This window comes from Curtobacterium sp. VKM Ac-2887 (genome assembly GCF_015350935.1).
Classification (GTDB): Bacteria; Actinomycetota; Actinomycetes; order Actinomycetales; family Microbacteriaceae; genus Curtobacterium.
On record NZ_JADKSB010000002.1, the window covers coordinates 292,814 to 304,792 of the forward strand.

General features: G+C 71.7%; 10 protein-coding genes and 1 tRNA gene. 7 read left to right on the forward strand and 4 right to left on the reverse strand.

Going from position 1 to position 11,979, the window contains the following annotated elements; translation table 11 throughout:
* Positions 1-15 precede the first annotated feature (15 nt).
* Positions 16-276, forward strand: a complete 261-nt coding sequence (locus ITJ69_RS04150) for a DUF3039 domain-containing protein (protein ID WP_111033217.1) — start codon at positions 16-18, stop codon at positions 274-276.
* Positions 277-364: 88 nt separating this feature from the next.
* Here the strand turns inward: ITJ69_RS04150 and ITJ69_RS04155 are convergent, their stop codons facing one another.
* The gene (locus ITJ69_RS04155; RefSeq protein WP_194672099.1) at positions 365-1,702 is read right to left on the reverse strand and encodes a nicotinate phosphoribosyltransferase; all 1,338 of its coding nucleotides are present in this window, start codon (positions 1,700-1,702) and stop codon (positions 365-367) included.
* Here ITJ69_RS04155 and murI point away from each other — a divergent pair.
* From murI to rdgB, 3 genes are all read left to right on the forward strand, one after another.
* Entirely contained in the window at positions 1,694-2,533 is an 840-nt protein-coding gene (murI, locus tag ITJ69_RS04160; RefSeq protein ID WP_123938935.1) for a glutamate racemase, read from the forward strand. The genes ITJ69_RS04155 and murI overlap by 9 nt on opposite strands.
* 74 nt (positions 2,534-2,607) lie before the next feature.
* Positions 2,608-3,339: a ribonuclease PH gene (rph, locus tag ITJ69_RS04165; RefSeq protein WP_111085013.1), complete on the forward strand. Its 732-nt coding sequence runs from the start codon at positions 2,608-2,610 to the stop codon at positions 3,337-3,339.
* The gene (rdgB, locus tag ITJ69_RS04170) at positions 3,336-3,926 is read left to right on the forward strand and encodes an RdgB/HAM1 family non-canonical purine NTP pyrophosphatase (RefSeq protein WP_194672067.1); all 591 of its coding nucleotides are present in this window, start codon (positions 3,336-3,338) and stop codon (positions 3,924-3,926) included. The genes rph and rdgB overlap by 4 nt, the downstream gene beginning before the upstream one ends.
* 71 nt (positions 3,927-3,997) lie before the next feature.
* On the opposite strand, the gene ITJ69_RS04175 is transcribed toward rdgB, so the two are convergent.
* The 3 genes from ITJ69_RS04175 to ITJ69_RS04185 form a co-directional block, all read right to left on the reverse strand.
* Positions 3,998-4,699: a DedA family protein gene (locus ITJ69_RS04175; protein WP_123294071.1), complete on the reverse strand. Its 702-nt coding sequence runs from the start codon at positions 4,697-4,699 to the stop codon at positions 3,998-4,000.
* A 118-nt stretch (positions 4,700-4,817) separates the two neighbouring features.
* Positions 4,818-4,898 (reverse strand) — tRNA-Leu (locus tag ITJ69_RS04180).
* A gap of 585 nt (positions 4,899-5,483) precedes the next feature.
* Positions 5,484-6,776, reverse strand: a complete 1,293-nt coding sequence (locus ITJ69_RS04185; protein WP_123294070.1) for an MFS transporter — start codon at positions 6,774-6,776, stop codon at positions 5,484-5,486.
* A gap of 56 nt (positions 6,777-6,832) precedes the next feature.
* On the opposite strand from ITJ69_RS04185, the gene mnmA reads away from it, so the two are divergent.
* The 3 genes from mnmA to ITJ69_RS04200 all read left to right on the forward strand — a co-directional run bounded on the left by mnmA (position 6,833) and on the right by ITJ69_RS04200 (position 11,889).
* The gene (mnmA, locus tag ITJ69_RS04190) at positions 6,833-7,939 is read left to right on the forward strand and encodes a tRNA 2-thiouridine(34) synthase MnmA (protein WP_194672068.1); all 1,107 of its coding nucleotides are present in this window, start codon (positions 6,833-6,835) and stop codon (positions 7,937-7,939) included.
* Positions 7,940-8,005: 66 nt separating this feature from the next.
* Complete coding sequence (gene ligA / locus ITJ69_RS04195) at positions 8,006-10,339, forward strand: NAD-dependent DNA ligase LigA (RefSeq protein ID WP_194672069.1); 2,334 nt, start codon at positions 8,006-8,008, stop codon at positions 10,337-10,339.
* Positions 10,340-10,521: 182 nt separating this feature from the next.
* Positions 10,522-11,889, forward strand: coding sequence for an alpha/beta hydrolase (locus ITJ69_RS04200; RefSeq protein WP_194672070.1), 1,368 nt, complete (start codon positions 10,522-10,524; stop codon positions 11,887-11,889).
* The last annotated feature ends 90 nt before the right edge of the window (positions 11,890-11,979 follow it).

Below are 11,979 nucleotides of genomic sequence, written 5' to 3' on the forward strand. Positions count from 1 at the left end.
TCGTACCCTGGACCCATGAGCATGACGGAACCAGGCGGCGGCCTCGACGTGATGGACCGGGAGCTCGAGAAGCTCCTCGAAGACGAAGCGATCGAACCCGGCGACCACGAGCGGTTCTCGCACTACGTCAAGAAGGACAAGATCCTGCAGTCCGCCCTGTCCGGCAAGCCGGTCAAGGCGCTGTGCGGCAAGAAGTGGATCCCGGGCCGCGACCCGGAGAAGTTCCCGGTGTGCCCGGACTGCAAGGCCATCTACGAGAAGATGAAGTCCGAGTAGGCGCAGCCTGCGCATCGTGAGCAGAAATGGTCGGGTCACCTTCGGGGACCCGACCATTTCTGCTCACCAAGCGATGCGCAGCGGCGCGCTAGATCACCAGGGTGGGGATCGCGGGGTCGCCGCGACCGATGCGCGCGGCGTCCGCCGGCAGCTCGGCCTTCGCCCGCTTGTGGTGCGCCCGCGCGGCCTCGACGCCCTGTGCTCCGAGGAACGCCGGATCGACCACGCCGCCGGTGACCACGGGCACGAGCAGGGCGCGCTCGTCGGGGCCGACCTGTCCGGCGGTGAGCACGACCTCGGCGGTGGCGACACCGTTGCGCAGGCGTCGGCCGGCTTCCTTGCGCCCGCCGATCGAGGCCTTGTCCGCCGACTTCTTCGCCACGGCGACCCAGTCGTCGCCGTCGGCGGACTGGTGCGCCACGAGCTTGAAGACCATGCCGGCGGCCGGGTGCCCCGAGCCGGAGACCACCGAGGTGCCGACGCCGTACGAGTCGACCGGGGCCGCACGGAGGGCCGCGATCGTGTACTCGTCCAGGTCGTTCGTGACCGTGATCTTCGTGTCGGTCGCGCCGAGCCGGTCGAGCTGCGCCCGGACGGCCGCGACGACCGAGGGCAGGTCGCCGCTGTCGATGCGGACACCGCCGAGCTTGCCGTCGGTCAGCCGGACGGCGGTCTCGACGGCCTGCTCGATGTCGTAGGTGTCGACGAGCAGCGTCGTGCCGTTGCCGAGGGCGTCGAGCTGCGACCGGAACGCCTCTTCCTCGGAGTCGTGCAGCAGGGTGAACGCGTGCGCCGCGGTGCCCATCGTCGGGATGCCCCAGGTGCGGCCGGCCTCGAGGTTGCTCGTCGCGCCGAACCCGGCGATGTACGCGGCCCGTGCTGCGGCGACGGCGTTCCACTCGCCGGTGCGGCGGGAGCCCATCTCGGCGAGCGGACGCCCGTCGGCGGCGGAGACCATGCGCGCGGCGGCCGAGGCGATGGCGGAGTCGGCGTTGAAGACTGACAGGGCGAGCGTCTCGAGCACGACGGCCTCGGCGAACGTGCCCTCGACCTGCAGGATCGGGGAGTTGGGGAAGTACACCTCGCCCTCGCGGTACGCCCGGACGTCCCCGGTGAACCGGTAGTCGGCGAGGAAGGCTGCGGTGCCCTCGTCGATGACCCCGCGGTCGCGCAGGAACCCGATCTCGTCGTCGCCGAAGCGGAAGTCGCCGAGGGCGGTCAGGAACCGGCCGAGGCCGGCCGCGACGCCGTAGCGACGACCGTCGGGCAGCCGCCGGGCGAACACCTCGAAGACGCACCGCCGGTGGGCGGTCCCGTCCTTCAGGGCCGCGTCGACCATGGTGAGTTCGTACTGGTCCGTCAGGAGCGCGCTGGTCACCTCCCCGACACTACTGCGAGCGTCGGTACGCTGGTCACCGTGACGGATGCACCGATCGGAGTCTTCGACAGCGGGGTCGGCGGGCTCACGGTGGCCCGCGCGATCATCGACCAACTGCCGCGCGAGAGCATCCGGTACGTCGGGGACACCGTGCACTCGCCGTACGGCCCGAAGCCCATCGCCGACGTCCGCCGCTACGCGCTCGAGGTCATGGACGACCTGGTCGAACTCGGCGTCAAGGCCCTCGTCATCGCCTGCAACACCGCGTCGTCGGCCGTGCTCCGCGACGCCCGCGAACGGTACGAGCAGGCGTACGGCATCCCGGTGGTCGAGGTCATCCAGCCCGCCGCCCGCGCCGCCGTGAAGCAGACCCGGACCGGGCGCATCGGCGTCATCGGCACGGTCGGCACCATCACCTCGCGCGCCTACGAGGACGCCTTCGCCGTGGCCTCCGACGTCAGCCTGACCCTGGCGGCGTGCCCGCGGTTCGTCGAGTTCGTCGAGGCGGGGGACACCTCGTCACCGGAGCTGCGCGAGGTCGCCGCCGGCTACCTCGACCCGATCCGCGCCGCCGACGTCGACACCCTCGTGCTCGGCTGCACCCACTACCCGCTGATGTCCGCCGCCATCCAGTACGTGATGGGCCCGGACGTCACCCTGGTGTCGAGTGCCGAGGAGACCGCCAACGACGTGTACCGGCGGCTCGTCGAGCACGGCCTCGAACGCACCTCCACCACCGCCCCGACGTACTCGTTCGAGTCGACCGGCGACGACGAGGACGGGTTCCTGCGGCTCGCCCGCCGGTTCCTCGGCCCCGAGATCGTCCGCGTCGGCCACCTCGAGACCGGCGCCATCACGCTGCCCCGTGGGCGGGCCTGAGCGGCGACCAGCCGCCAGCCGCCGCCCGCCCCGATGACCCGCACCGCGCCTCCAGGCCGGACCGAAAGGACACCATGACCACCCGCATCGACGGCCGCCAGGCCGAGGAACACCGTCCCGTCACCATCGAGCGGGGGTGGAGCACGCAGGCCGAGGGCAGCGCGCTCATCTCGTTCGGCAACACCAAGGTGCTCTGCACCGCCTCGTTCACGAACGGCGTGCCCCGTTGGCTCGCCGGCAAGGGCACCGGCTGGGTCACCGCCGAGTACTCGATGCTGCCGCGGTCGACGAACGAGCGCATGCAGCGCGAGTCGATCAAGGGCAAGGTCGGCGGCCGCACCCACGAGATCTCCCGGTTGATCGGGCGTTCGCTCCGCGCCGTGGTCGACACGAAGGCCCTCGGCGAGAACACCCTGGTCATCGACTGCGACGTGCTGCAGGCCGACGGCGGCACCCGCACGGCGTCGATCACCGGCGCCTACGTGGCCATGGTCGACGCGATCGAGTGGGGCCGGGGCAAGGGCTTCATCGGCAAGAAGGCCACCCCGCTCACCGACAGCGTGCAGGCGATCTCGGTCGGCATCGTCACGGGCGAGCCGATGCTCGACCTGGCGTACACCGAGGACTCCGCCGCCGACACCGACATGAACATCGTCACGACCGGGTCGGGCAAGTTCATCGAGGTGCAGGGGACCGCCGAGCACGCGCCCTTCGACCGCGACGAGCTGAACGTCCTGCTCGACCTGGGGCTGGCCGGCAACCAGTCGCTCGCGGCGATCCAGAAGACCGTGCTGGGGTTGGCGTGACCGGCACCGTCGTCCTGGCCACCCACAACCAGGGCAAGGTCGTGGAACTGCGCGAGATCCTCGGGTCGGCGCTGGGCGAGGGCGTCGAGCTGGTCGGCTACGACGGCCCCGAGCCGGTCGAGGACGGCGACACCTACGCCGCGAACGCCCTGATCAAGGCGCGTGCCGCGGTCGCCCACACCGGGCTGCCGGCGCTCGCCGACGACTCCGGCATCGCGGTCGACGTTCTCGACGGCGCCCCGGGCATCCACTCGGCGCGGTACGCGGGCACCCGGTCGGACGCCGACAACATCGCGCTGCTGCTGCAGAACCTCGACGGCGTCGTGGAGCGGACCGCCGCCTTCGTGTGCGCGGCCGCGTTCGTCACGCCCGACGGGTTCGAGCACGTGGTCGAGGCGGTGTGGAACGGCGAGGTGCTGACCGCGCCGGTCGGCGACGGCGGCCACGGCTACGACCCGGTGTTCCGGCCGGACGACGCCGACCGGTCGTCGGCCGAGCTCACCCGCGACGAGAAGAACGCGCTGTCGCACCGCAGCAAGGCGTTCCGGGGCATCGCGCCGGTCGTGCGGGAGCACTTCGGGCTCTGAACTGCCCACCTGCGACGACGACAGGCCCACACCGAACGGTGTGGGCCTGTCGCATCCGGTCCGGCGTGCCGCTACAGCTGCGGGTCGACGGCCGTCGACTCGGCCTGGTGCTCGCGCTTCTTCGCCTTGCGGGCGTTCCGGATGTACGTCAGCGCCATCGGCACGACGGTGACCAGGACGGCGGCGAGCAGGATGATGTCGATGTACTCGCGCACGATGTGGGCGACGAACGGGATGTGCCCGATGAAGTACCCGAGGAACGTCACACCGACACCCCAGACGACGGCGCCGATCGCGTTGTAGAGCGAGTACTTCTTGTAGTCCATGCGGCCGACGCCGGCGGCGATCGGCGCGAAGGTGCGGACGACCGGCACGAAGCGCGCCAGGATCACCGCGAGCGGGCCGAACCGGTGGAAGAACGCATTGGTCCGCTCGACGTTCGCCTTGGAGAACAGACCGCTCTCCTTGCGCTCGAAGATCGGCGGGCCGGCCTTCTTGCCGATGTAGTAGCCGAGCTCCCCACCGAGGAACGCGGCAGCGCCGATCATCAGGGCAGCGACCCAGATCGGGATGCCGCCGATCTCGCCGCCGCGGTCGAACGCGAACAGGCCGGTGATGACGAGCAGGCTGTCGCCCGGGAAGATGAAGCCGATCAGCAGACCGGTCTCCGCGAAGACGATCGCACAGACGACGAGCACTGCGACCGCCCCGAAGTGGTCGAGGATGTACTGCGGATCCAGCCATGGGATCAGGGCGAGTGCGACGGAGTGCATGTCTCTTCCGGTCGTGCAGATGCGGTGACGGGAGGGTCACCCGCACGACGAGGGTACCGTCCGCGCGTGACCGGAACGTCCCTCGGTGGTATGAGATGCGCGAGCACGCAACGGTCGGTGCGGAAGGAGGGACTCGAACCCTCACGCCTGGGGCACAGGAACCTAAATCCTGCGTGTCTACCGATTCCACCACTCCCGCGAGCAGCGGCAGTCTACCGAGCGGTCCCTGGTCGGCGGACGGCGGACGGCGTCGGCGGACGTCGGTGCGTGCGCACGGTGCGCCGGCCGTCACCTGGTGCGGGGCTGCCCGCTCGGTGCGGCGCAGCAAGCGCGCACGGAGCGACCAAACGCCGTGGGGGTGACCGTGTCGGCACCGTGCGGTGTTCGTGGCGGGGGTGCGCCGGGCCTCCCGGGCGGTGGTGGTGCGCACGTGCGCACGGTGCGCCGGACGTCACGTGTTGCGGGTTTGGCCGCTTCGTGCGCCGCAGCAGGTGCGCGTGGAGCGGCCAGCGGCGTTGTGGGTGACCGTGTCGACACGGTGCGGTGTTCGTGGCGGGGGTGCGCCGGGCCTCCCGGGCAGTGGTGGTGCGCACGTGCGCACGGTGCGCCGGCCGTCACCTGGTGCGGGTTTGGCCGCTCCGTGCGCCGCAGCAGGTGCGCGCGGAGCGGGGAACCTCGCACGGAGCGGCGGGACGCGCACCGTGCGCCGGCCGCGCAGCACGCAGCACCCCGTGCGCCGGCCGCGCAGCACGCAGCACGCAGCGCGCAGCGCGCGGCGCGCGCGTCAGCGCAGCTGGCGCGGCAGGTACCGCGGCACGTACCGCAGCAGCACTCCGGCACCGATCAGGCCCAGCACACCCATCACGCCGCTGGCCACCGCGATCGTCGCGACGGCCGTCACCCCGGAGATCACGAGCGGTGCCGCTGCCGACCCGAAGTCGCCGGTGAAGCGCCAGGCTCCGAGGAACGGCGCCGGGTCGTCGCGCGGGGCGAGGTCGGCGCCGAGCGTCATGAGGATGCCGGAGCCGACGCCGTTGGCGAGCGACATCCCCATCGCGATCCCCACGAACCAGCCGACCCGCGCGTCGAGGTGCCCGCTCCAGGCGAGCAGGAAGTAGCTGATGCTCAGCCCGAGCATGCAGGGGAGTGCGCTCGCCAACCGCCCCCAGCGGTCCATGATCTGGCCGCTCGTGTAGAACAGCGCGAAGTCGACGGCACCGGCGATGCCGATGATCAGAGCGGCCGTCGAGTCGTTCAGCCCGACACTGACCGCCCACAGCGGCAGGATCACCTGGCGCCCGGCACGCATCGCGCCGATGAGCGCGGCCCCACTGCCGAGCCGCAGCAGCACGGCCCGGTTCGTGCGCAGGGTCCGGAAGAGGCCGTGCGCCTCCTTGCCGACGAAGACCGCTCCGGTGTCGGTGGACGGCTCCGTCACGCCGGTCGCGTCCGACCCCGACCGGGAGGCCCGTGGCGGCAACCGCAGACCGCGTGCGCCCGTCGCCGGGTCGCGCAGCACCAGGAGCACGGTCGCCGCCGCCAGGCAGCACACGACGTGGATCCAGAAGGCGCTCGCGGTGGTGCCGGTCAGGTGGATCACACCGGCGGCGAGGAACGGCCCGACGAAGTACCCGAAGCGGAAGACCCCGCCCAGGCTCGACAGCGCCCGGGCACGGATGCGGACGGGGATCGCGGTGGTCATGTACGCGTGCCGCGCCAGGGCGAACACCGCGGTCGAGACACCGACCAGGAACACCCCGAGGGCGAGCACCCACGCGTTCGCCGCGGTCGTGCAGACGACGAGGCCTCCGACCGACACCAGGGCGGCGCCGATCATCGCGTTCCGCTCGCCGATCCGCGCGACGACGATGCCGGACGGCACGTCGCCGATGAGTTCGCCGACCAGGATGAGCGACGCGACGAAGCCCGCGAACGCCAGGGTCGCGCCGAGGGAGTCCGCGGCGATCGGGATGATCGGGATGATCGCGCCCTCGCCGATGGCGAACAGTGCCGCGGGCAGGAACCCGGACAACAGGACGGACCGGAAGTCGAATGAGTCGTTCCCCGTCGTGGCCATCGCAGGGACAACGGTACGCCAGCGGTACGGGTTCGTCGGCGGGTTACCCTGGAGGCATGCGTGTTCTGGCGGCGATGAGCGGTGGGGTCGACTCGGCGGTGGCTGCTGCCCGGGCGGTCGACGCCGGGCACGACGTGGTCGGTGTGCACCTGGCGTTGAGCCGGATGCCGGGCACGCTCCGCACCGGCAGTCGCGGGTGCTGCACGATCGAGGACTCGATGGACGCCCAGCGCGCCGCGTCCGCCCTCTGCATCCCCTACTACGTGTGGGACTTCTCGGCCCGGTTCAAGGAGGACGTCGTCGACGACTTCGTCGCCGAGTACCAGGCCGGCCGCACCCCGAACCCCTGCATGCGGTGCAACGAGCGGATCAAGTTCGCGGCGCTGCTCGAGAAGGCGCTGGCCCTGGGCTTCGACGCCGTCGCGACGGGGCACTACGCCTCGATCGTCACCGGCCCGGACGGCTCCCGCGAACTCCACCGATCGGCCGCGTGGGCGAAGGACCAGTCCTACGTGCTCGGGGTCCTGACCGCCGAGCAGCTGCAGCACGCGATGTTCCCGCTCGGGGCGACCCCGTCGAAGGACGAGGTCCGGGCCGAGGCCGCCGAGCGTGGGCTGACGGTCGCGCAGAAGCCCGACTCCTACGACATCTGCTTCATCCCGGACGGCGACACCCGCGGCTGGCTCGCCGACCGTGTCGGCAGCGAGACCGGTGACGTCGTCGAGCGCGACGGCACCGTCGTCGGTTCGCACGACGGCGCGCACGGCTACACGGTCGGGCAGCGCCGCGGACTGTCGCTCGGGCGCCCCGCCGCCGACGGCAAGCCCCGGTTCGTGCTCGAGATCCGCCCGAAGGACAACACCGTCGTGGTCGGCCCGAAGGAGGCCCTGGCCGTCTCGTCGATGTCGGGCTCCCGCTTCACCTGGGCCGGCACCGCACCGGCCGACCCGCAGACGCCGTTCGCGTGCGACGTGCAGATCCGGGCGCACGCCGACCCGGTGCCGGCGACCGCGCGGGTGCAGGACGACGTGCTCGTGATCGACGTCGACGAGCCGCTGCACGGGGTCGCCCCCGGGCAGACGGCCGTGGTCTACGTCGGCACCCGGGTGCTCGGACAGTGCACGATCGACAGCACCGTCAGCGCCGTCCCCGTCGACGCCTGAGACCGCCGCTCCCGGGCGGTGGGTCCGCTGCACGCGCCGTCGGTGGCACACGGTAGAACTGATGGCATGAGCGAGACCGACGCCACGTTCGAGACCATCGACCCCGACGGGCTCGACGCCGCCCAGGCCGGGCGCGAGGTCGACCGGCTGCGGGCCCGCATCAACGAGCTGCGACAGGCGTACTACCAGGGCGACAACGGATCACCGGAAGCCGATGCCGACTACGACGTGCTGGTCCGACGGCTCGCCGCGATCGAGCAGCGGTTCCCGGAGCTCCTGACCGAGGACAGCCCGACCCAGACCGTCGGCGGGCAGGCGCAGACCACGCAGTTCGCACCGGTCGAGCACGCCGAGCGGATGCTCTCGCTCGACAACGTGTTCAGCCCGGACGAGCTCACCGAGTGGGCTGTCAAGGTGCAGCGCGACGCCGGTGCCGAGCGTGTCCGGTTCCTGACCGAGCTGAAGATCGACGGCCTCGCGATCAACCTGCGTTACGAGCACGGCCGGTTGGTGTCGGCGGCGACCCGTGGTGACGGTGTCGTGGGCGAGGACGTCACCGGCAACGTCCGGACGATGGGCACGATCCCGGACCGGCTGTCGGGCACCGGCCACCCGCCGCTGGTCGAGGTCCGCGGCGAGATCTTCTTCCCGGTCGCCGAGTTCGACGAGCTCAACGCGAACCAGCGCGAGGCGGGGGAGCGCGTCTTCGCCAACCCGCGCAACGCCGCCGCCGGGTCCCTCCGCCAGAAGGAAGAGGGCAAGTCCGAGGCGAAGCGCGCACTCATGGTCGACCGGCTCCGGCGCTTGCGGATGCTCGTGCACGGCATCGGCGCGTGGCCCGTGCGCGAGCTCGAGCAGGAGACCGACGTCCGCTCGCAGTCCGAAGTCTACGAGCTGCTCGAGACCTGGGGCCTGCCGACGAGCAGCCACTACCGGGTCTTCGACACCATCGACGAGGTGAACGCCTTCGTCCGCTCCACGGGCGACCGCCGTGCCTCGGTCGAGCACCAGATCGACGGCGTCGTCATCAAGGTCGACGACCTCGCCCTGCACGAAGAACTCGGCTCGACGTCTCGTGCGCCCCGGTGGGCGATCGCGTACAAGTACCCGCCGGAAGAAGTCCACACCAAGCTCGTCGACATCGTCGTCAGCGTCGGGCGGACCGGGCGTGCGACCCCGTTCGCGGTGATGGCCCCGGCCGAGGTCGCCGGGTCGGTCGTCCGCCAGGCCACCCTGCACAACCAGCAGGTGGTCAAGGCGAAGGGCGTCCTGATCGGCGACACCGTCGTGCTGCGGAAGGCCGGCGACGTCATCCCCGAGGTCCTGGGGCCGGTCGTCGACCTGCGCGACGGCACGGAGCGCGAGTTCGTGATGCCGACGCACTGCCCGGAGTGCGGCACCGAGCTCGCCCCCGCGAAGGAAGGCGACATCGACCTCCGTTGCCCGAACGCGAAGAGCTGCCCCGCGCAGGTCCGCGGTCGTGTCGAGCACATCGCATCGCGCGGTTCCCTCGACATCGAGGGCCTCGGCGAGGTCGCAGCCGCAGCGCTCACGCAGCCGCTGCACCCGGACACCCCACCGGTCGTGACCGAGGCCGGGCTGTTCGACCTGACGATGCAGGACATCGTCCCGATCGAGGTGATCGTCCGCGACGCCGAGACCGGCATGGAGAAGGTCGACGACGCCGGTGCCCCGAAGCGCGTGACCCCGTTCAGCCGCGCGCGCAAGAAGACCGACCCGCCGTTCGACCCCGAAGCACGCGGGGCCGACTACACCGGCGAGCCGAGCCGCTTCCCGTCGAAGAACGCGTTCGAGATGCTCGCGAACATCGACGCAGCGAAGACGAAACCGCTCTGGCGCATCATGGTGGGGCTGAGCATCCGCCACGTCGGACCGGTCGCGGCGCGGGCGCTCGCGAACCACTTCGGGTCGCTCGACCGGATCCGCAGCGCCTCGCGCGAGGAACTCGCGGCGGTCGACGGGGTCGGCGGGATCATCGCCGACGCCCTGCTCGCGTGGTTCGAGGTCGACTGGCACCGCGACATCATCGACCGCTGGACGACGGCGGGCGTGCAGTTCACCACGCCGGACCACCCCGGCCCCGGGGGCGCGGCGATCGAGGGCGGTGTCCTGAGCGGCGTCACGGTCGTGGCGACCGGGTCCCTCGAGGGGTACACGCGAGAGGGCGCGCTCGAGGCGATCATCACCGCCGGCGGCAAGGCGGCGTCGAGCGTCAGCAAGAAGACCGACTTCGTGGCCGCGGGTCCCGGGGCCGGGTCGAAGCTCACGAAGGCCGAGCAGCTGGGGCTCCGGATCATCGACGCCGAGCAGTTCCACCTGCTCGTGACCGAGGGGCCGAGCGCGCTCCCCGAGCCGGAGGTCCCCGCGCCCGAGGGGTGAGCCGGGGCGACGAGCACGACCGCGATGTGGCCGCACACTGCGGCGCGCCGTGCGACGCACCCAGTTCGGGGGACAAGTTGCATCGCGCATGACCGATCCTCGGGCATTCTCCTTACACTCGACAGAGCATCACCCGTCGTCTGCAGGGAGACGGCGGGACGGCCTTCCAGGGGGAGACCCGATTGCTGCTCATCGCCGCGGCTCTGCTCACCGCCTCGATGCACTCGCTCGGAGTGATCGAGGCCCCCGTCGCGCCTCCGACCCATGCCGCCACGGCCACCGTGACGGTCGCGCTCGTCTCGGAGCGCCACACGGTGCCCCAGCCGGTCATGACCGGGGGACAGATCGACGTCGACACCGTCGCCGACGCGCACGGTCGGGCGTTCCTCGACGACCTCGGGGTCCTCGGCGCCGGTGACCTGCGCCGTGCCGCCGACGACCGCCGTGTCGTGGCGACCGCGCAGGACGACCCGCCCGCGGCGGCCGTCGTCGCGCAGTGGTGGGCGGGACTCGGCGCCGACGAACAGGGCACGCTCCTGGACCACGCGCCGTCGATCATCGGCAACCTCGAGGGCGTGCCGTACGCCGTCCGCGACCGCGCGAACCGGTCGACCCTGACCACCGGACTCGCCGACCCCGACACCGGTGCCGCGCACGCCGCGATGCTCGGACAGGTGCGGGACTCGTTGCGGCGCGAGCCCGGTGACCCGCAGCGGTTCCTCATCACGCTCGACACCCGGGCGGCGGGCCGAGCGGCGATCAGCATCGGAGACCTCGACACCGCGGCGGACGTCACCGTCATCGTCCCCGGGATGTTCTTCACCGTGACCGGGCAGATGGCCGACTTCACGAACACCGCCAACGACCTGGCGAGCGAACAAGCGACCCTCGCGCCGCTGGCGGCCGGTGGCTCCGGCGACGGGACGGGCGTCGCCGTCGTGGCGTGGATGGGCTACCGCACGCCCGACCTGTCGAACATCATGTCGCTCAGCCTCGCCGACTCCGGGGCGCAGCGACTCGAGCGCACCGTCGACGGCCTGCGGCAGATCCGCGACGGCGACCAGCCCCGGCTGAACATCGTGGCGCACTCGTACGGGTCGACGACGGCGCTCATGGCGCTCGCCTCCGGACGGATGAGCGCCGACACCCTCACCGTGCTCGGGTCACCGGGCAGCGACGTCCGGTCGGCGGCGGACCTGGACGTCGCCTCGGACGAGGTGTTCGTCGGTGTCGCGCACAGCGACCCGATCGCGGGGTCCGGGTACTACGGCACGGACCCGGGCGGTTCGTCGTTCGGCGCCACCGTGATGAACCTGGCCGGCGGTGCCGACGCGCTGGCCGCCGGGGACCTGTTCCGCCGTCCGGTCGGGCACAACGACTACCTCAAGCCGGGGACCGCATCGCTGCACGACGTCGCCCTGATCGGGATCGGCCGCGGTGACCTCGTCCGCGAGCAGGTCCGACGCGGCAGCACCGGTGACGACGGCGTCGTCGGTGCGTCGGTCGACATGTACCTGGTCCGTCCGCAGGACCTGCAGCCTCGCGACTGACGGGGTGCGGCCCTGGGCGTGACCGGATCGTGACCGGCGGCCGACGTGCCGGGGCCGCACCGGGCCTCCCGGCCGGATCCGCGACCCCGC